At 72.2% G+C, this 18,669-nt stretch carries 18 protein-coding genes; 8 read left to right on the top strand and 10 right to left on the bottom strand.

Translation table 11 applies throughout. From position 1 onward, the window contains the following. Positions 1-12: 12 nt before the first annotated feature. Positions 13-1,266, bottom strand: a complete 1,254-nt coding sequence (locus tag OHB41_RS12330) for an exo-beta-N-acetylmuramidase NamZ family protein (RefSeq protein ID WP_266697954.1) — start codon at positions 1,264-1,266, stop codon at positions 13-15. A 275-nt stretch (positions 1,267-1,541) separates the two neighbouring features. Between OHB41_RS12330 and OHB41_RS12325 the strand changes: the two genes are divergently transcribed. The 3 genes from OHB41_RS12325 to OHB41_RS12315 all read left to right on the top strand — a co-directional run bounded on the left by OHB41_RS12325 (position 1,542) and on the right by OHB41_RS12315 (position 4,649). Further along, positions 1,542-2,306 carry an SDR family oxidoreductase gene (locus OHB41_RS12325; RefSeq protein WP_266697953.1) on the top strand — a complete coding sequence of 255 codons (765 nt, stop codon included), beginning with the start codon at positions 1,542-1,544 and terminating at the stop codon, positions 2,304-2,306. Beyond that, entirely contained in the window at positions 2,303-3,964 is a 1,662-nt protein-coding gene (locus OHB41_RS12320) for a class I adenylate-forming enzyme family protein (RefSeq protein WP_266697952.1), read from the top strand. Before OHB41_RS12325 ends, OHB41_RS12320 begins: the two co-directional genes overlap by 4 nt. A 91-nt stretch (positions 3,965-4,055) precedes the next feature. Continuing rightward, a complete protein-coding gene (locus tag OHB41_RS12315; RefSeq protein ID WP_266697951.1) occupies positions 4,056-4,649 on the top strand; it encodes a TetR/AcrR family transcriptional regulator in 594 nt (197 codons plus the stop codon). Positions 4,650-4,890: 241 nt separating this feature from the next. Here OHB41_RS12315 and OHB41_RS12310 read toward each other — a convergent pair whose 3' ends face one another. The 7 genes from OHB41_RS12310 to OHB41_RS12280 all read right to left on the bottom strand — a co-directional run bounded on the left by OHB41_RS12310 (position 4,891) and on the right by OHB41_RS12280 (position 10,297). Then, complete coding sequence (locus OHB41_RS12310) at positions 4,891-6,105, bottom strand: acyl-CoA dehydrogenase family protein (RefSeq protein WP_266697950.1); 1,215 nt, start codon at positions 6,103-6,105, stop codon at positions 4,891-4,893. 6 nt (positions 6,106-6,111) lie between these two features. Beyond that, positions 6,112-7,134, bottom strand: a complete 1,023-nt coding sequence (locus tag OHB41_RS12305; RefSeq protein ID WP_266697949.1) for a phosphotransferase family protein — start codon at positions 7,132-7,134, stop codon at positions 6,112-6,114. Positions 7,135-7,345: 211 nt separating this feature from the next. Then, complete coding sequence (locus OHB41_RS12300; protein ID WP_266697948.1) at positions 7,346-7,645, bottom strand: hypothetical protein; 300 nt, start codon at positions 7,643-7,645, stop codon at positions 7,346-7,348. A gap of 193 nt (positions 7,646-7,838) precedes the next feature. After that, the gene (locus OHB41_RS12295; RefSeq protein WP_266697947.1) at positions 7,839-8,168 is read right to left on the bottom strand and encodes a DUF202 domain-containing protein; all 330 of its coding nucleotides are present in this window, start codon (positions 8,166-8,168) and stop codon (positions 7,839-7,841) included. Next, on the bottom strand, positions 8,165-8,557 hold the full coding sequence (locus tag OHB41_RS12290; RefSeq protein WP_266697946.1) for a YidH family protein: 393 nt from the start codon (positions 8,555-8,557) through the stop codon (positions 8,165-8,167). The genes OHB41_RS12295 and OHB41_RS12290 overlap by 4 nt, the downstream gene beginning before the upstream one ends. A 61-nt stretch (positions 8,558-8,618) precedes the next feature. Beyond that, positions 8,619-9,134, bottom strand: a complete 516-nt coding sequence (locus tag OHB41_RS12285; protein ID WP_266697945.1) for an NUDIX domain-containing protein — start codon at positions 9,132-9,134, stop codon at positions 8,619-8,621. Between the two features lie 269 nt (positions 9,135-9,403). Next, positions 9,404-10,297, bottom strand: a complete 894-nt coding sequence (locus tag OHB41_RS12280; protein WP_266697944.1) for a DMT family transporter — start codon at positions 10,295-10,297, stop codon at positions 9,404-9,406. Between the two features lie 290 nt (positions 10,298-10,587). Between OHB41_RS12280 and OHB41_RS12275 the strand changes: the two genes are divergently transcribed. The 5 genes from OHB41_RS12275 to OHB41_RS12255 all read left to right on the top strand — a co-directional run bounded on the left by OHB41_RS12275 (position 10,588) and on the right by OHB41_RS12255 (position 16,717). Further along, positions 10,588-12,243: an FAD-binding dehydrogenase gene (locus tag OHB41_RS12275; RefSeq protein WP_266697943.1), complete on the top strand. Its 1,656-nt coding sequence runs from the start codon at positions 10,588-10,590 to the stop codon at positions 12,241-12,243. Positions 12,244-12,456: 213 nt separating this feature from the next. After that, positions 12,457-13,416, top strand: a complete 960-nt coding sequence (locus OHB41_RS12270; RefSeq protein ID WP_266697942.1) for a hypothetical protein — start codon at positions 12,457-12,459, stop codon at positions 13,414-13,416. 52 nt (positions 13,417-13,468) lie between these two features. Then, on the top strand, positions 13,469-15,058 hold the full coding sequence (locus OHB41_RS12265) for an APC family permease (protein WP_266697941.1): 1,590 nt from the start codon (positions 13,469-13,471) through the stop codon (positions 15,056-15,058). 302 nt (positions 15,059-15,360) lie between these two features. Continuing rightward, the gene (locus OHB41_RS12260; RefSeq protein ID WP_266705809.1) at positions 15,361-16,038 is read left to right on the top strand and encodes a molybdopterin-dependent oxidoreductase; all 678 of its coding nucleotides are present in this window, start codon (positions 15,361-15,363) and stop codon (positions 16,036-16,038) included. After that, the gene (locus OHB41_RS12255) at positions 16,022-16,717 is read left to right on the top strand and encodes a cytochrome b/b6 domain-containing protein (protein ID WP_266697940.1); all 696 of its coding nucleotides are present in this window, start codon (positions 16,022-16,024) and stop codon (positions 16,715-16,717) included. Before OHB41_RS12260 ends, OHB41_RS12255 begins: the two co-directional genes overlap by 17 nt. 111 nt (positions 16,718-16,828) lie before the next feature. Here the strand turns inward: OHB41_RS12255 and OHB41_RS12250 are convergent, their stop codons facing one another. Together OHB41_RS12250 and OHB41_RS12245 are read right to left on the bottom strand one after the other, a co-directional pair. Beyond that, positions 16,829-17,872: an L-idonate 5-dehydrogenase gene (locus tag OHB41_RS12250; RefSeq protein ID WP_266697939.1), complete on the bottom strand. Its 1,044-nt coding sequence runs from the start codon at positions 17,870-17,872 to the stop codon at positions 16,829-16,831. A 34-nt stretch (positions 17,873-17,906) separates the two neighbouring features. After that, entirely contained in the window at positions 17,907-18,665 is a 759-nt protein-coding gene (locus tag OHB41_RS12245; protein WP_266697937.1) for an SDR family oxidoreductase, read from the bottom strand. Between the last annotated feature and the right edge of the window lie 4 nt (positions 18,666-18,669).

Below are 18,669 nucleotides of genomic sequence, written 5' to 3'. Positions count from 1 at the left end.
GTACGCCACGAGTCATCCGTAGAGGAGGTACTCCTTCCGCGTCCGCCGGAAGGCCGCCAGCTCGTCCCGCCAGGACGCCACGACCTCGTCGGCCGTCGCCCCCGCGTCGATCATCGTGCGCACGCCGGTGGAGCCGGTCAGCTTGTCGATCCACTGGTCGGAACGCCAGGCGAAGCCGCTCCAGACCTTCTTGGCGGTCACCAGGAGCGCGATGCCGGTCCGGACGGGGTCGAACGCGGCCCGGTCGGCGACATGGATCTGCACGCCACCGATGGTCTTGCCCTCGAACTTGGAGAAGGTGGGGGCGAAGTAGGCCTCCCGGAAGTGCACGCCGGGCAGCCCGAGGCCACCGACCGACTCGGCCCACCGGCCGTCCAGACCCTCCGCGCCGAGCAGTTCGAACGGCCGCGTGGTACCCCGTCCCTCCGACAGGTTCGTGCCCTCGAAGAGACAGGTGCCGGAGTACACCAGAGCCGTGTCGGCCGTCGGCATGTTGGGGCTGGGCGGCACCCAGGGGAGCGCGGAGGCGTCGTAGAAGTCCGACCGCTTCCAACCGGACATCAGGACGGTCTCCAGCGCCACCGGCTTGGTCAGGAACTCCTTGTTGAACAGCCGCGCCAGCTCCGCCACCGTCATCCCGTGCGCCTGCGCGATCGGCTGCCGGCCGACGAAGCTCGCGAACTCCCGGTGCAGCACCGGCCCCAGCGCCGCCCGCCCGGTCACCGGGTTCGGCCGGTCCAGCACCACGAACCGTTTGCCCGCGAGCCGGGCCGCCTCCATGCAGTCGTACAGTGTCCAGATGTACGTGTAGAAGCGCGCGCCCACGTCCTGGATGTCGAAGACCACGGTGTCCACGCCGGAGGCGGTGAAGATGTCGGCGAGCGGCTGTCCGCTCTTGAGATACGTGTCGTAGACGGGCAGCCCGGTCGCCGGGTCGTCGTAGCGGCCCTCCGAGCCCCCCGCCTGCGCGGTGCCGCGGAAGCCGTGTTCCGGGCCGAAGACGGCGACGAGTTTCACGCGGGCGTCGGCGTGCATGACGTCGACGATGTGGCGTACGTCCGTGGTGACGCCGGTGGGGTTCGTCACGATCCCGACCTTGTGGCCGCGCAGGAGCGAGTAGCCGTCGCTTCGTAGGCGCTCGAAGCCGGTGCGGAGGCGGTCACCGGTGGCGGCCACGGGGGCCGGGGCGGGGATGGGGACGGCGGGGGCAGTCGCCAGGCCGGCCGCCGCGGTGGCCGTGAGAAGGGCTCGCCGGGAGAGGCGCATGGGGGGACCTCCGTGATCGCGGAAGGTGGGCACCGGCACGCTATGCGCAACCGCCGGCGTGCGGAAGCCGCCGGTGCCCGTTGCCTGGTCGGGCCCGCGCGGCGGGGCCGCACAATGTCACACTCCCGGGCGCCCCGCGGGGAGCGGACACCCCTTCCCTTGCAACATACCGACTGGTTAGTCTGACGTCGCAGCAGAGCCGACTGCGGACGGAGCCGACCGCGTGCGGAGCCGACTGCTCGCAGAGCCGATTGGCGTCGCGTCGAAGGAGACCGATGGTGGAAGCCGTGCAGGATGCGGGAGTGGTCGTCACCGGTGCGGGAGGCGGCATCGGAGCCGCGCTGGCCCGCCGCTTCGCCGCGGAGGGAGCCAGAGTCGTCGTCAACGACCTCGATGCCGCCAACGCCCGCGCCGTGGCCGAGGAGATCGGCGGCATCGCGGTCCCCGGCGACGCGTCCACGATCGTGACCGAGGCCCGGGACGCCCTCGGCGGCACGATCGACGTCTACTGCGCCAACGCGGGCGTCGCCTCGGGCGGCACCGAGGCGGCCGGCGAGAAGGTCTGGGAGCTCGCCTGGGACGTCAACGTGATGGCCCACGTCCGGGCCGCCCACGAACTGCTCCCGGCCTGGCTGGAGCGCGGCAGCGGCCGTTTCGTCTCCACCGTCTCCGCGGCCGGACTGCTCACCATGATCGGCGCCGCCCCCTACAGCGTCACCAAGCACGGCGCGTACGCCTTCGCCGAGTGGCTGTCGCTGACCTACCGTCACCGGGGCCTGAAGGTGCACGCGATCTGTCCGCAGGGGGTGCGCACCGACATGCTCGACGCCACCGGCAGCGCCGGCGACCTGGTGCTCCAGCCGACCGCCATCGAGCCGGAGGACGTCGCGAACGCCCTCTTCGCGGGGATCGAGGAGGACCGCTTCCTGATCCTGCCGCACCCCGAGGTGGCCGGTTACTACCAGGTGCGGGCCACGGAACCGGACCGCTGGCTGACGAACATGAACCACATCCAGCAGAAGTGGGAGGCGGGCCGGTGACCACCTATGCCGACCGCCCCTGGGTGGCCCTCCTCAGCGACGCGCAGCGCGCCCCCGTGACCCCCGCCGACTCCCTGGTGCACGCCCTGCGCGCGGCCGTGGCGGACGTTCCGGACCGCACCGCGCTCGCCTACTTCGACGGCCGGCTCAGCTACCGCGAGGTGGACGAGCTGAGCGACTCGGTCGCCGGGCATCTCGCCGCGCGCGGACTGGAGCGGGGCGACCGGGTCGCGATCCTGCTGCAGAACTCCCCGCACTTCGTGCTCGCGCTGCTCGGCGCCTGGAAGGCCGGCGCGACCGTCGTGCCGGTCAACCCCATGTACAAGTCGGGCGAGGTCCGCCACGTCCTGCACGACGCGGACGTGCGCGCCCTGGTCTGCTCCGACCGCGCGTGGGAGTCGTACCTGCGCGAGACGGCGGCCGACTCGGCCGTGAGCATCGTCCTCACGGGCTGCGAACTGGACTTCCAGAGCCGTGACGACGCGCGCGTGCTGACCTTCGAGCGACTTCCGGGTGCCGCGGACGCCGACGACCTCGGGACGGTCGCCGCGCGGGGACACAAGGCCCCCGAAGACCGCGACGCGGGTCCCTCGGACATCGCGCTGATCAGCTACACGTCCGGCACCAGCGGCACCCCCAAGGGCGCCACCAACACGCACGGCAACATCATGTACAACGCCGAGCGGCAGCGGACCGGTCTCGGGCTGCCCGAGGCGCCGGTGTACTTCGCGATGGCGCCCCTGTTCCACATCACCGGCATGGTCTGCCAGCTCGCCGCCTGCCTCAACAGCGCGGGCACACTGGTCCTCGCCTACCGCTTCGAGGCGGGGGTCGTGCTCGACGCGTTCGCCGAGCACCGGCCGCTCTACACCGTCGGCCCCTCGACGGCCTTCATGGCCCTGGCCGCCCATCCGTCCGTCACACCGGACCACTTCTCGTCCTTCGTGAACATCTCCTCCGGCGGCGCACCACTGCCGCCGGCCCTGGTGGAGAAGTTCCGCGCCGGATTCGGGCCCTACATCCGCAACGGCTACGGGCTCACCGAATGCACCGCGCCGTGCGCCTCCGTACCGCCGGGCCGGGAGGCCCCCGTCGACCCGGTCTCGGGCACGCTGGCCGTCGGCCTGCCGGGCCCCGACAGCGTCGTACGCATCGTCGACGAGCAGGGCAGGGAGGTCCCGTTCGGGGAACAGGGCGAGATCCTCGTCACGGGACCGCAGGTCGTGCCGGGCTACTGGCAGCGCCCCGAGGCCACCGCCGAGACCTTCCCGGACGGTGAGCTGCGCACCGGCGACATCGGGTTCATGGACCCGGAGGGCTGGCTCTACGTCGTCGACCGCAAGAAGGACATGATCAACGCGTCCGGCTTCAAGGTGTGGCCCCGCGAGGTCGAGGACGTGCTCTACACCCATCCGGCGGTCCGCGAGGCGGCCGTCGTGGGCATCCCCGACGGCTACCGCGGCGAGACCGTCAAGGCGTACATCAGCCTGCGGCCGGGCGCCGAGGAGGACCCCGACGCGCTCGCCGCGTACTGCAAGGAGAGACTGGCCGCCTACAAGTATCCGCGGTACGTGGAGATCCTGCCCGACCTGCCGAAGACGGCGAGTGGGAAGATCCTCCGTCGGGAACTGCGTACGCGCTCGCAGGCCCCGGAGTAGAGAACAATCTCAGTGGACGGCGTGCCTCCGGGCAGCGTCCTCCACCGAGCGGCGCTTTCATCGAACCACGTACGGAAGGCAGGTGGCGGCAGTGCCCAGAACGACGGACGGCGACGGTACGCCCGTCCCGCAGCGGCTCCTGGCCGCCGCCACCCGGCTCTTCGCCGAGCAGGGCTACGACCGGACCTCCGTGCAGGAGATCGTCGAGGCGGCAGGCGTCACCAAGGGGGCGCTCTACCACTACTTCGGCTCGAAGGACGACCTCCTGCACGAGGTGTACGCACGCGTGCTGCGCATCCAGCAGGAGCGGCTGGACGCGTTCGCGGAGTCCGACGCGCCGGTGGAGGAGCGGGTCCGGGGCGCGGCGGCGGACGTGGTCGTCACGACCATCGACAATCTCGACGACGCCTCGATCTTCTTCCGCTCGATGCACCATCTCAGCCCCGAGAAGCTCAAGCAGGTGCGGTCCGAGCGGCGCCGCTACCACGAGCGCTTCCGCGCGCTGATCGAGGAGGGCCAGAGGAAGGGCGTCTTCTCCACGGCCACCCCGGCGGACCTGGTCGTCGACTACCACTTCGGATCGGTCCACCATCTGTCGACGTGGTACCGCCCGGACGGCCCGCTCACTCCGCAGGAAGTCGCCGAGCACCTGGCCGACCTGCTGCTGCGTGCGCTGCGGCCGTAGTCTCCTCCCCGTCCATGGGGCTCCGCCCCAGACCCCGCCAGGGGCGCTGCGACCCCGGGCCCCCTGGACCCCCGCTTCGCCCGAAGGGCTCGTCCTCAAACGCCGGACGGGCTGGGTATGTCAGCCCGTCCGGCGTTTGAGGACGAGGCCGTTCAGGCCGATGCGGGGGTCTGGGGGCGGAGCCCCCAGTTACGGGACGGGCAGGGGCGGCGGGGGCGAACACCCCCCACCGCCCCCGGTGTCACACGTACTTCTTGATCTCCCGCCGCGCCAGCGACCGCTGGTGCACCTCGTCCGGCCCGTCCGCGAGCTTCAGGGTGCGCGCACTGGCCCAGAGCTCCGCCAGCGGGAAGTCCTGGCTCACACCCCCGGCACCGTGCAGTTGCACCGCCTTGTCGAGGATGTCGACGACCGTACGCGGAGTGGCGATCTTGATCGCCTGGATCTCGGTGTGGGCGCCCCGGTTGCCGACCGTGTCCATCATCCACGCGGTCTTCAGCACCAGCAGCCGCAGCTGCTCGACGGCCACCCGCGCGTCGGCGATCCAGTTCTGGACCACGCCCTGCTGTGCCAGCGGCTTGCCGAACGCCGTCCGGGACACCGCCCGCCGGCACATCAGCTCGATCGCCCGCTCGGCCATGCCGATCAGCCGCATGCAGTGGTGGATACGGCCGGGGCCGAGCCGCGCCTGGGCGATGGCGAAGCCGCCGCCCTCCTCGCCGACCAGGTTGGTGACGGGCACGCGGGCCCCGTCGAAGACGACCTCCGCGTGCCCGCCGTGGGAATGGTCCTCGTAGCCGTACACCTGCATGGCGCGCCGGACTTCGACCCCCGGCGTGTCGCGCGGGACCAGGACCATGGACTGCTGGCGGCGGATGTCCGGGCCGTCCGGGTCCGTCTTGCCCATCACGATGAAGATCCTGCAGTCCGGGTTCATGGCCCCGGAGATGTACCACTTGCGGCCGGTGACGACGTACTCGTCGCCGTCCCGCTGGATGTGTGTGGTGATGTTGGTCGCGTCGGAGGAGGCCACCTCCGGCTCGGTCATCGCGAACGCCGAGCGGATCTCACCGGCGAGCAGCGGCTCCAGCCACTGCTTCTTCTGCCGCTCGTCGCCGAACTGCGCGAGCACCTCCATGTTGCCGGTGTCCGGCGCCGCGCAGTTCAGCGCGGTGGGCGCCAGGTGCGGGCTGCGGCCGGTGATCTCGGCGAGCGGCGCGTACTGGAGGTTGGTGAGTCCGGCTCCGTGCTCGGCGTCGGGCAGGAAGAGGTTCCACAGCCCCTGCCTGCGTGCCTCGGCCTTCAACTCCCCGACCACGGCGGGCGTGTCCCACGGCGAGGCCAGCCGGGCGCGCTGCTCCTCCGCCACCGCCTCCGCCGGGTACACGTACTCGTCCATGAAGGCGAGCAGCCTGTCGCGCAGTTCCTCGGTGCGCGCGTCGAATGCGAAGTCCATGGCGGATCAGCCTTCCTGAAGAGTGGTCAGGCCGTGCTCGATGAAGAACGGCACCAGATCACCGATGCGGTCGAAGCCCGCGCCGACCGTCTGGCCGAGCGTGTAGCGGTAGTGGATGCCCTCCAGGATCACGGCGAGCTTGAACCAGGCGAACGCCGTGTACCAGGCGACGTCGGACGCGTCGCGCCCCGAGCGCGCGGCGTACCGTTCGACGATCTCGGCCGGGTCCGGGTGTCCGGCGGCCGAAGCGGTCGTGCTGATGGGGGAGTCGGGCAGTTCGAGGGGCGCGCTGTACATCACCAGCAGGCCCAGGTCGGTCAGCGGGTCGCCGAGCGTGGACATCTCCCAGTCCAGGATCGCCTTGATCCGGTCGTCCTCGCCGATCAGTACGTTGTCGAGCCGGTAGTCGCCGTGCACGACGGTGGGCGCGGGGGAGTGCGGCAGCGCGCGCCCCAGGGCCGCCTGCAGCTCGTCGATCCCGGTCAGCTCACGGTTTCTGGAGGCGTCCAACTGCTTGCCCCAGCGCCGCAGCTGACGGTCCAGGAAGCCTTCGGGGCGGCCGAAGTCGGCGAGGCCCACCTCGGCGGGATCCACGGCGTGCAGTGCGACGAGCGTGTCGACCAGCCCGAGCACCGCGTCCCGCGTGCGCTGCGGGCCGAGCGGGGCGAGCTGCTCGGCGGTGCGGTACGGCGTGCCGTCCACGAACTCCATGACGTAGAAGGGAGCGCCCAGCACCTCCGCGTCCTCGCAGAGCAGCACCGGGCGCGGCACCGGGACGGCCGTCGGATGCAGGGCGCTGATCACCCGGTGTTCGCGCTTCATGTCGTGCGCGGTGGCCAGCACATGGCCGAGCGGAGGCCGCCGTACGACCCATCGTGTGGTGCCGTCCGTGACCGCGTACGTGAGGTTCGACCGTCCGCCCTCGATCAGCCGGCCGGTCAGCGGGCCGCGCGCCAGGCCGGGCCGCTCGCCGTCGAGCAGGCCGCGCAGCCGGTCGAGATCGAGACCTGGCGGGTGGTCGGGACTCATCGTTTCTCCTACACGCGAGGGAGCGGGACGTGACCATGATGCCGACCAGTCGGTATGTCGTCCAGGGTGTACGCCAAACGTGATCGGCGTCTCCTCCGGAGGCCGGGGGAGACGCCGGGAGGGCATCGAGGAGAGCCGCCGGAGGGAGGGCTCCCGGGGTGTTACGGGGAGGAGGCCCCGGGGGTCGGCCGTCCCGTCCGCCGCCGCGTCACTAGTGGTCGTCCCAGTGGCCGTCGTGCTCGGCGTGCCGGTGTCCGTCGTGCAGATAGTCGAGGTGGTCGCCGTGCTCGACCGCCGGGTGACCGCAGCCGTCGCCGTGCTGGTGGCCCCCGTGGTCGTCGTGCGCCGTGTGGCCGCTCGGCTCGCACTCGTCCCAGTGTCCGGAGTGCTCGCGGTGCAGGTGCCCGTCGTGTGCGTAGTCGACGTGGTCCCCGTGCGGCACCGCGGTGTGTCCGCAGGCCGGACCGTGGGTGTGCTGGTGGGCCGAGTGCTCCGGATGGAGGGTGGTCATGGTGCTCACCTTCGTGCGTGGCGGGAAGCGACGGCTCAGGCTAGCGCCAGAAAGCGTCACATCTCCGTCCATTCACCATCATTCGGGCAGGTGTGCCGCCCGGGAGGGCGGAGGGCCGGCGTACGGGTGGAGGGGGTCACGGCCGTGCCCGGTATCCGGGGGGCAGTCGTGGCCGTGCCCGGCCCCCGGCTTCTCAGAACACCAGCGCCGCCGCGCAGACGGCCAGCGCGACCGTGCACAAGGTCGCGGCCGTGGCGTGCCGCGGTGTGAGGGTGGGCGGGCCGCCGGCGGTGCCGGACGCGGCCAGCACCCGGATGCGGTGGTGCGCGAGCGCCAGGAGCCCCAGCCACAGCGCGCCGCACAGGACACCCACCACGACGCCGGTCGCCGAGGGACCGCCGTGCAGCGCCGCCTTCGCCGCCAGCACCGCGGCGACGGTGCTCGACAGGGTCGTACGTCGCCACGCGAGCCGGGTGCGCTCCGGCTGCAGCCCGGGGTCCCGCTCGGGGACGGGCACGGTCATCCTTCCCAGCCGACGAGGACGACGACGACCATCGCGACCGCGACCACCGCGACGGCGATGCTCAGCAGCGCCGGGAAGCGCGACACGGGGAGGTCGTCTCCCCTCCGCATCGCCCGCTCGCACCGCACCCAGTGGTTGACGGCCCGCAGCGAGCACAGCACGCCCGCCGCCAACAGGGCCAGCGCGAGACCGACTCGCCAGGCCCAGCGCAGGTCCGGCAGGAACTGGTCCACGGCGAAGCCGCCCCCGATCAGCGCCAGGGCGGTGCGCAGCCAGGCCAGGAAGGTGCGCTCGTTGGCCAGGGAGAACCGGTAGTCGGGAGTGCGGCCCTCCTGCCGGACCTCCTCGGGCGCGAACCACAGCCGGACGTTCCGTACGAATTCGATCACGTCCGGGACCCTACTCGGCTGTTCCGCGGTGCCGGCCGCCACCGTCGGGCGCCGCGAAGGGTCAGCCCGTCGCCCGGTGCTCGCGCAGGCGTTCGTAGGCCGCCAGTCCGTCCGGCACCCATGTCCACTCCGTCAGGCGCCGCTCCACCTCCTCCTCGGTGAGGAAGGCGTGCCAGGCGACCTCCTCCGTCTGGGGGTTCACGGGGAGGTCGCAGCGGACCTCGTAGACGGCGGACCACCAGGTGTGCCCCGCGCCGTCGTCGTAGAGGAACTTGAAGAGCGGGACGGGGCTCGGGAGTCCGGAGACGCCCAGTTCCTCCTCGGCCTCGCGCAGGGCCGCGGCGTCGTAGGATTCGCCCGCGCCCACGACCCCGCCGACGAACATGTCGTACAGGGACGGGAAGACCAGCTTGGTGGCGGTGCGGCGGTGGACGAAGAGCCGGCCGACCGAGTCCCGGGCCTGGATGAACACGCACCGGTGGCGGAGTCCGCGCGCGTACGCCTCTCCGCGCGGGGACTCCCCGACGACCACGTCGTTCTCGTCCACGATGTCGAGGATCTCGTCAGCGGCGCTCATGTCTCCATCCAACCAGCCCCGTTCGACCGGCCCCGGGTCGGCCCGCCTCCGGGACGTCCCCGGGGAACACGCGCCCCCGGCCCCTCCGCGGAGTTCCGGCCGGCCACGCGATGCGCCCGGGTCGCGGCGTACCGCTCCGCCGACCGGGTTTTCCGGGGCGGTGCGTGCCGTTGGGCCGATCGGGTGTCCGCCGCCCGTGGGCGGTGCCGCTCACGGGCCCGCGGTGCGGCTCACCGGGCGCAGGCGCCGTCGTGCTCGGCCGAGGCGGTTCAGCGCCGTTGGAGGTCCGGCGCGAGCTCCGTGTTCTTCGCGCCGGCCGGCATCGCGGGGTGCATCCCGAGCAGCACGATGCCCGTCACGATCGCCGCGAGTCCGGCCGCCTCCCAGGTCAGCGCGCCCACGTCGGTCCGCAGCCGGTCCCCGAGGAACCCCACCCCGCAGAGGATCCCGGCGAGCGGCTGGGCGGCGGTGAGCGCGGGCAGCGACATCCGCAGTTCCGCCGTCTCGAAGGCGCTCTGCACCAGCAGCAGCCCCGACACGCCGAGCACCAGCACCCCGTACGGCTGCCAGCTGATGAGCAGTTCGCTCCAGCCGCCCTCGCCGAACCGCTGCCCGCTCACCCGGGTGAGCGCGTCCTGCACCCCGTACAGCACCCCCGCGGCCAGGGCGAGCAGTACCGGAGCGGCGCCCAGCCGGGAGCGTTTGGCGTAGGCGGTGAGGAGGAGCGCGAGCCCGATCATGACGCCGATGATCAGCCAGTGCCGCAGCGGATCGGACACCGCGTCACCGCCCTTGGGGCGGCCCGCCAGGATGAACGCGGTCACTCCGCCCGCGAGCAGGGCGAGCCCGGACCAGCCCTGACGGCCCAGCGGCTTCTTCGTCTGGTGGCGGGAGAGGCCGAGCGCGAACAGCAGGTTGGTCGCCAGGAGCGGTTCCACCAGGGAGACCTCGCCCTTGCCCAGGGCGATCGCGCCGAGAACCATGCCGCACACCATGAGCCCGATGCCGCCGAGCCAGCGCGGCACCCGGATGAGGTCCAGCAGCAGACGGGGGGAGAGGAAGTCGTTCAGCGGGGCGCGTGACGCGGCGTTCTGCTGGAGCACGAAACCGAAACCCAGGCAACAGGCCGCGCTCACCGAGAGAATCAGAACGAGAACCGACACGCTGGGTACCTCGATACATCCGGAGTCAGATCGGGTCACGGGTGCGTATCCCGCCGACTGTAGTGCCACCCTCCAGGCCCTGCCCACGGAGTACCCGCAACGGGGCGGTTGACTCGGTCACTCTTCTTGCCGAAGGATCTGACCGATCAGTAACCACGGCGGGCCGGTCATCGGCTGTCCCGATCGGTCCCCGCCGATGCCCTGATCGCCATTTTCCTGTCAACCAGCCGTGACGACGGTGACTTGTGACGAAGCCGACATGCGCGTCGTCATGCCGAGAGGACGGGCCCATGGCCTACGACGCAGATGTGATCGTGATCGGAGCGGGGCTCGCGGGGCTCGCGGCGACCGCGGAGCTCGTCGACGCGGGCCGCAAAGTGATCCTCCTCGACCAGGAGCCCGAGCAGTCGATCGGCGGCCAGGCGCACTGGTCCTTCGGCGGTCTCTTCTTCGTGAACTCGCCCGAGCAGCGCCGGATGCGCATCAAGGACAGCCATGCGCTCGCCCTCCAGGACTGGATGGGCACGGCGGGCTTCGACCGCGCGGAGGACCACTGGCCGCGCCGCTGGGCCGAGGCGTACGTGGACTTCGCGGCCGGCGAGAAGCGGTCCTGGCTGCACCAGCAGGGGGTGCGCTTCTTCCCGGTGGTGGGCTGGGCGGAACGCGGCGGCTACGACGCCAACGGCCACGGGAACTCCGTACCCCGCTTCCACATCACGTGGGGAACCGGGCCGGGACTGGTCGCCCCCTTCGAGCGGCGGGTGCGCGCCGGGGTCGCGCGCGGCCTCGTCGAGCTCAGGTTCCGCCACCGGGTCACGGGTCTGTCCCGCAGCGCGGGCGCCGTCGACACCGTCACCGGCGAGATCCTCGAGCCGTCGGGGATCGAGCGCGGCCAGGCCAGCGGGCGGACCGTGACCGGCGCGTTCGAACTGAAGGCGCAGGCGGTGATCGTCACCTCGGGCGGTATCGGCGGCGACCACGACCTGGTGCGCGCCAACTGGCCCGAGCGGCTGGGCACCCCGCCCGAGCGGATGATCTCGGGGGTGCCCGCGCACGTCGACGGCAGGATGCTCGGGATCGCGGAGGAGACCGGCGCGCGCCTCATCAACCGCGACCGCATGTGGCACTACACCGAGGGGATCCAGAACTGGAACCCCATCTGGGACAACCACGGCATCCGCATCCTGCCCGGCCCCTCCTCCCTCTGGCTGGACGCGCGCGGCAACCGGCTTCCGGTGCCGCTCTTCCCCGGCTTCGACACGCTCGGCACGCTCGAACACATCATGCGGACCGGCTACGACTACACGTGGTTCGTGCTCGACCAGAAGATCATCGGCAAGGAGTTCGCGCTCTCGGGTTCGGAACAGAATCCCGACCTGACCGGCAAGTCGGTCAAGGGTGTCGTCGGACGGGCGCGCGCCGACGTGCCCGGGCCGGTCAAGGCGTTCATGGACAACGGCGCCGACTTCGTCGTCGAGAAGGACCTCGGCGCGCTCGTGCGCGGCATGAACGCGCTCACCAAGGAGCCCCTGATCGACGAGGCCGCGCTGCGCCGCGAGATCGTCGCGCGCGACCGGGAGATCGCGAACCCGTTCACCAAGGACCTCCAGGTGACCGCGATCCGCGGGGCCCGCAACTACCTCGGCGACAAGCTGATCCGCACGGCCACGCCGCATCGCATCCTCGATCCGAAGGCGGGCCCGCTCATCGCCGTGCGCCTCCACATCCTCACCCGCAAGACGCTCGGCGGCCTGGAGACGGACCTCTCGTCGCGGGTCCTGACCGAGGGCGGGGATCCGCTGGAGGGCGTGTACGCGGCGGGGGAGGTCGCCGGGTTCGGCGGCGGCGGAGTGCACGGCTACCGGTCCCTCGAAGGCACGTTCCTGGGCGGCTGCCTCTTCTCCGGCCGCACGGCAGGCCGCGCGGCGGCCGAGGCGGTGGGCTGAGCACCTCCGCGGTCGCCCCCGACGTGCGGACGCGAGTGAGCCGTCCGCACGTCCCGCCGCCCTGCGCATCCCCCGGGCCCGTCATCAACTCGTGCTCACATCGGAGGAGTTGACACGTGTAGGACAGCGGACGGCCCTTGACGTGAACCCTCAGCCAAGGGTTTGCTGTCCGCGATCGCCACTGACCAGCCGCGTCTGTGAGGAAACCTCGCGGTGCCGCCACCCCCGCCACCCCCTCCTCCCCTCGGCCGCGGCCGCAAAGGCTCGGCCCAGGTCTTCGACGCCGCACTCGACGACGCCGAACTCGTCGTCGCGCGCTCCGCGCTGGCGCAGGGCCGCTGGACCGCGGTCCGCTCGCTGCTCGCCGTGACCGGCGACGAGTGGGACCGGCGCGGACACCGCGTCACCGTCCTCGCGCAGGAGTCCACCACCCTCGCCTGGGCGCGCGACTGGCAACTAGCCGAGCCCGAGTCCGCCGACGCCTCCGTGCTCCTCGCCTGTGCCACCGTCCAGCGCGCGCTGGACGGCAAGGACCGTCCCGAACGGGCCCGCGAGACCTGTCACGCCGCTGCCGCGCTCGCTCCCGCCGACCCCACGCCCTGGCTCGGCCTGCTGACACTGGAGCGCACACTCGGCGCCGAGGCCGACGTGGTCCGGCTCTTCGACGAGGTGCGCCACCGCCATCCCGAGCACCACCAGGCCCACCACCTGATGGTCGCCCGCCTCGCCGAGCGCCGCGCCCAGGCGGGGCAGGACCCGCTCCACGAGGTCTACGACTTCGCCAACTGGGCGGCCGAGCAGGCTCCCGCGGACTCGCCGCTCGCGATCCTGCCCGTCGTCGCCCACGCCGAGCGCTACCGCGTGCTCGCCACCGCGGGGAGCGAACCCGCCGACCCGGCCGCCTCCGGACACTGGGTCGGGCGCCGGGCCCGCCAGGTGATGAAGGCCGCCTTCGACTGGTGGCTGGAGTGGGAGCACGACGACCACCCCCGCCGTCTCCTCGACCTCAACTTCCTCGCCCACGCGAAGTCCTGCGAGGGCCGGGGCGCCGAGGCCGCCGCGCTGTTCCACCGCATCGGGCCGCACGCCACCCCGGTGCCCTGGTCGTACCCGGACCGCGACCCGTACAAGGCATTCCGTGCCGCCCGCGACAGCGCGCTCGGCACGGCGTGAACGACCGCTCCAGAGAACCGGACCACCGGACATCCGAAAGGACGACCCCGCGATGACGACGGGCAGTTCGAGCACATCGAGCAGTGCGAACACGGGAAGACCTGCCGCGGCCGACGGCGGCATCAGCACCTTCAAGGGGCAGGACCGCGCCCTGAAGGCCAACCGGCTGGGCACCGGCGGGCTGCTCCTGTCCGTCCTCGCCGCGACGGCCCCCCTCATGGTGGTCGCGGGTGTCATGCCCACCACATTCGCGGTGATGGGCATCGTCGGACAGCCACTGCTCTTCGTCATCCTCGGCGTGGTGCTGGTGCTCTTCAGCGTCGGGTACGCCGAGATGAGCCGCCACGTCCACAACGCGGGCGCCTTCTACGCCTACGTCGCCCGCGGTCTCGGCGGCACCGCCGGCGCGGGCGCCGCCGCGGTCGCGCTGCTCGCCTACAGCACGCTCCAGGTCGGCATCTACGGCATCTTCGGTTTCGAGGTGTCCAGGCTGTTCTCCACCTACCTCGACGTCGACATGGCCTGGTGGATACCTGCCCTGGTGGCCGTGCTGGTCGTCGGCGCGCTCGCCTGGCTGAAGGTCGACGTCAACGCGCGGGTGCTCGGCGTCCTGCTGATCGTCGAGGTGGCGCTCGTCGTCGTCTTCGACGTCGCGGCCGTCGCCGATCCCGCGAAGCAGGGGCTCTCGCTGCACGCCTTCAACCCCGACACCCTCACCGGGGCCGGGGTCGGCACCGCGCTGTGCTTCTGCATCGCCGCCTTCACCGGCTTCGAACAGGCGCCGGTGTACGCGGAGGAGACGAGCCGCCCGCACATCCTCGTCCCCCGGGTGATGTTCCTGGCGATCGGCTTCGTCGCCGTCTTCTTCGCGATCAGCTCCTGGGCGCTGACCGTCGCCACGGGACCCTCCGGGATCGTCGACGCCTCCCGGAAGCAGAGCGCGGGACTGCTGTTCTTCCTCACCGAGTCCCGCCTCGGGGGCACCTTCACGGACGTCCTGCACGTGCTTTTCGTGACCGGTATGTTCGCGGCGCTGCTCAGTTTCCACAACGTCGTCGCGCGGTACGCCTTCGCCATGGGCCGCGAGGGGCTGCTGCCCAAGGCCTTCGGCCGGACCACCGGAGCCAGCGGCGCCCCCGGCACCGGCTCGCTCCTGCAGACCGCCGTCTCCGTGATCGTTCTGGCCGCCTTCGCCGTGACCGACGACAAGCCGACCGGCGACCCGACCGCGCCCGTGCTGCACCTGTTCACCTGGGGCGGCAACGTCGGCGCGCTCGGCGTCATCCTGCTGATGGCGGCGGCCTCTCTCTCCGTCATCGTCTTCTTCGTCCGACGAGGCGCCGCACGGGCCCAGGCCTGGCGCCTGGTCACCGCGGCCGTCTCGGGTCTCGCCCTGCTCGTGATCGCGGGCTACACCGTGAAGGACTTCGACGTCCTGGTCGGCACCGGCCCGGACTCCGTACTGAGCCGGCTGCTGCCCGCCCTCGTCGCGGTCGCCCTGGTCGTCGGCCTGGTCCAGGGTCTGGTGCTGCGTTCCCGCGCCCCCGAGGCACACGCCAGGATCGGACTCGGCAACGAGGCCTTCCAGCTGGACAAGGCGGCGGACTCCAGGTCCGGGGCCGACTCCGGGTCCGGGGCCTGAGGAGTCGCGTGGAGGCGCCGAGAGGCGAGGAGACGCCGTGGAGCGGGCAGGCCCGCGGCGCGTCCCGGACGCCCGTCGGTGTCTGAGAAAGCTGAGAAAGTGATGACGGAATTCTGACGGGCACCCGCTGCCGCTGGCCTGAAGGGGGTCGCGGGTGCTCGTATGGGTGTGTGAACCCTGAACATTCCCGAGAGCAGGGACAGGACCGGCCGCGGGCGCGTACCTCGCAGGCCCCACCGGCGCGCTCGCCGGAGCGGCCCGCTGAACGGGAACCGGAGCGCCCGGACGAGCCCGGCACGCCCATCGGCCGCCGGCTCCTGCTCGGCACCCTCGGACTCGGCGCACTCGGCGTGCTGACCGCGCCCCCGCTCCAGCGCGGTCTCGAGTCGCTCTTCGCCGGCGACCCCACGGGTCTGACCGGCCTGCTCCCCAACGGCGGCGGCTTCCGCTACTACTCCGTGACCTCCTCCGTCCCGCACAAGGGCCCCGCGGACTACCGCCTCACCATCGACGGCCTGGTCGACCGCCCCCGCAGCTACACCCTGGCCGACCTCAAGGCACTGCCCCAGACCCGGCTCGTCCACGACGTGCAGTGCGTCACGGGCTGGCGGGTGCCGGGCACGCCCTTCGAAGGGGTGCGCCTCTCGCAGATCCTCGACGCGGCGGGCGTACGCCCCACGGCCCGCGCGATCCGGTTCACCTGCTTCGACGGGGCGTACACGGAGAGCCTCACGCTGCGGCAGGCCCGGCGCCCCGACGTCCTGGTGGCCCACCGGATGCAGGACAAGGCCCTCGGCCACGACCACGGCGGCCCGGTCCGCCTCTACGTCGCCCCCATGTACTTCTACAAGTCCGCCAAGTGGCTCTCCGGCATCACCGTCACCGAGGACGTGCGTCCCGGGTACTGGGAGGACCGGGGCTACGACGTGGACGCATGGGTCGGCCGTTCGAACGGACGCGACGATGCACCCACGAGTTGACGACACCCCGGCCGTCTCGGCGCCCACGGCGCGCGTACACCGCTTCAGCCGGGCGGAACGCTGGGTGCACCGCCTGACGGCCCTGCTGATGGGCGTGTGTGTGGCGACGGCGGCGTGCCTGTACCTCCCGTTCTTCGCCGAGCTGGTGGGCCGCCGTGAACTCGTCGTCAGGGTCCACGAGTTCGCGGGCCTGCTGCTTCCGGTGCCGGTCCTGGCGGGCCTGGCCTCCCGGGCCTTCCGCGCGGACCTGGGCCGGCTGAACCGCTGGGGTCCGCACGACCGCCGGTGGATGCGTGCGGCCCTGCGGCGGGACCCGCTCCGCTCCTCCCGGCCGGCGGCCAAGTTCAACGCGGGCCAGAAGACCTACGCGGCCTGGATCGCGGGCGCGAGTCTGGTCATGCTCGCCACCGGGCTGCTCATGTGGTTCACGCACCTCACCCCGCTGATGTGGCGGACCTCGGCGACCTTCGTCCACGACTGGCTGGCCCTGACGATCGGCATCGTCCTCGGCGGCCACATCGGGATGGCCCTCGGTGACCCGGAGGCCCGGCGGGGGATGCGCACCGGCACGGTGAGCCGGGACTGGGCGGAGCGGGAACACCCGCTGTGGCGGCCCGACGACAGGCATGAGCCCCGACAGGCCTCAGCCCCGACGGGCCCTGGCCCCGACAGGCACTAGCCGGGACAGGCACCTGCCCCGACAGGCACTGGTCAGACGGGCCCTGCCCCAGACACTCCGACCTCGGCCGGCAACGGTCCCACCGGGTTCGACTGCGACCGGCATCAGCGCCTACAGCTCCCGCAGGGCCTGCTCCCCGAAGTCCAGCAACACCTTGCACGAGCGGCTGCGGTCGGCCGCCAGCGCGAACGCCGACTCGGCGTCCGCCAGCGGCACGACCGCGCTGATCAGCGCGTCGAATCGGGGCTCGGCGGCGAGCAGTGCCAGCGCCTCGTCGAACTCCGCGTGGAAACGGAACGCGCCCCGCAGCTCGATCTCGCGACTCACCAGCAGGTTCCCCGCGAACGGGCTGCTCCCGGGCGGCAGCATGCCGAGCTGGACCACGACCCCGCCGCGCCGTACGAGGCGCAGACACGTGTCCAGCCCCGCGGCCACCCCGGACGCCTCGACGGCCACGTCGGTCTCCGCGGGCCACCCGGGATCGGCCCGGTCGTCGGCCCGTACGAGGGTGTCGGCCCCGGCCCGGGACGCGTACTCCAGAGCCCGTGCCAGCGGATCGGTGACCGTCACCCGTGCCGCGCCCGCGGCTCTCGCGGCGGCCACCACGAGGCAGCCGATCGGCCCGGCCCCGGTGACCAGCACATGCCGGTCCCGCACCTCCCCGGCCCGGCGCACGGCGTGCAGGGCGACCGACAGCGGCTCGGCGAGCGCGGCCCGCCGCGGGTCGAGTCCCGCGGGCAGCGCCCGCAGCTGCGCGGCGGGTACCGCCAGCAGGGCCGAGAACCCGCCCTGGACGTGCGGCGTACGCGCCGCGCTGCCCAGGTAGCGGGTGTCCCGGCACACGTTCGCCCGCCCGTCGGCGCACTCGGGGCACGTTCCGCACGCCGTCGCCGGGTGCACGGCGACGGCCGTACCGGGTGCCGGGCCCGAGGCCCCGGCGCCGTACGACACCACCGTTGCGACGATCTCGTGGCCCGGCACCATCGGCTCCCGCAGGCGGAAGTCCCCGACGCCGCCGTGCCGCCAGTAGTGCAGATCGGACCCGCAGATCCCGCCGTACCGGACGGCGACCAGCGCCTGCCCGGGCCCGGCGGACGGCACGGGCAGCTCCTCGACCCGCAGACCGCCCTGCGCGTGGATCACACAACCGAGCATCGCCGTATCCCTTCCGGAATCCCTCTCGGACCTCTCAGAGCACACTCGTCATGCCGCCGTCGACGTACAGCACCTGCCCGCCGACGAAGTCCGCCGCCGGCGAGGCGAGGAAGAGCAGGCCGCCGACCAGGTCCTCGGTACGGCCCCACCGCCCGGCCGGGGTGCGCCGCCGCACCCAGGCGCTGAACTCCTCGTCCTCGACGAGGGGCCGGGTCAGTTCGGTCTCGATGTATCCGGGACCCAGTCCGTTCACCTGTACCCCGTGCGGCCCCCAGTCCGCGCACATGCCCTTGGTGAGCATCTTCAGCGCGCCCTTGGTGGCCGCGTACGGGGCGATGCCCGGACGCGCGACCTCGCTCTGCAGCGAGCAGATGTTGATGATCTTGCCGTGGCCACGTCCGGTCATCCGGCGCGCGGCCTCCCGGCCGACCAGGAACGCGCTCGTGAGGTTGGTGTCCAGGATCCGGTGCCAGTCCGCGTCCGTGAACTCCAGCAGCGGGGCCCGCACCTGCATGCCCGCGTTGTTGACCAGGATGTCGAGGGGACTCACCCGCTGTTCGACGTCCGCGATGCCGGCGGCCACCGAGGGGCCGTCGGTGACGTCGAACACCGCCGTGCGCACGTCGCCGGGCAGTTCGGCGGCGGCCTGGTCGAGGCGGTCGGCGTCGCGTCCGTTGAGGACGACCGTGCAGCCCGCTTCCAGGAGCCCGCGGGCGAGTGCGAGTCCGATGCCGCGGCTGGAGCCGGTGACCAGGGCCGTACGGCCGCTGATGTCGAACAGAGGGTGACCCATCCCC

The organism is Streptomyces sp. NBC_01571 (assembly GCF_026339875.1).
Lineage (GTDB): Bacteria > Actinomycetota > Actinomycetes > Streptomycetales > Streptomycetaceae > Streptomyces.
This window is presented reverse-complemented; position numbering and strand designations above follow the sequence as displayed.

Excerpts from the sequence above, each read along its gene's own strand:
- OHB41_RS12330 (WP_266697954.1), bottom strand. The coding sequence starts at position 1,266 with ATGCGCCTCTCCCGGCGAGCCCTTCTCACGGCCACCGCGGCGGCCGGC.
- OHB41_RS12325 (WP_266697953.1), top strand. The coding sequence starts at position 1,542 with ATGGTGGAAGCCGTGCAGGATGCGGGAGTGGTCGTCACCGGTGCGGGA.
- OHB41_RS12310 (WP_266697950.1), bottom strand. The coding sequence starts at position 6,105 with ATGGACTTCGCATTCGACGCGCGCACCGAGGAACTGCGCGACAGGCTG.
- OHB41_RS12305 (WP_266697949.1), bottom strand. The coding sequence starts at position 7,134 with ATGAGTCCCGACCACCCGCCAGGTCTCGATCTCGACCGGCTGCGCGGC.
- OHB41_RS12300 (WP_266697948.1), bottom strand. The coding sequence starts at position 7,645 with ATGACCACCCTCCATCCGGAGCACTCGGCCCACCAGCACACCCACGGT.
- OHB41_RS12295 (WP_266697947.1), bottom strand. The coding sequence starts at position 8,168 with ATGACCGTGCCCGTCCCCGAGCGGGACCCCGGGCTGCAGCCGGAGCGC.
- OHB41_RS12285 (WP_266697945.1), bottom strand. The coding sequence starts at position 9,134 with ATGAGCGCCGCTGACGAGATCCTCGACATCGTGGACGAGAACGACGTG.
- OHB41_RS12275 (WP_266697943.1), top strand. The coding sequence starts at position 10,588 with ATGGCCTACGACGCAGATGTGATCGTGATCGGAGCGGGGCTCGCGGGG.
- OHB41_RS12265 (WP_266697941.1), top strand. The coding sequence starts at position 13,469 with ATGACGACGGGCAGTTCGAGCACATCGAGCAGTGCGAACACGGGAAGA.
- OHB41_RS12255 (WP_266697940.1), top strand. The coding sequence starts at position 16,022 with ATGCACCCACGAGTTGACGACACCCCGGCCGTCTCGGCGCCCACGGCG.
- OHB41_RS12250 (WP_266697939.1), bottom strand. The coding sequence starts at position 17,872 with ATGCTCGGTTGTGTGATCCACGCGCAGGGCGGTCTGCGGGTCGAGGAG.
- OHB41_RS12245 (WP_266697937.1), bottom strand. The coding sequence starts at position 18,665 with ATGGGTCACCCTCTGTTCGACATCAGCGGCCGTACGGCCCTGGTCACC.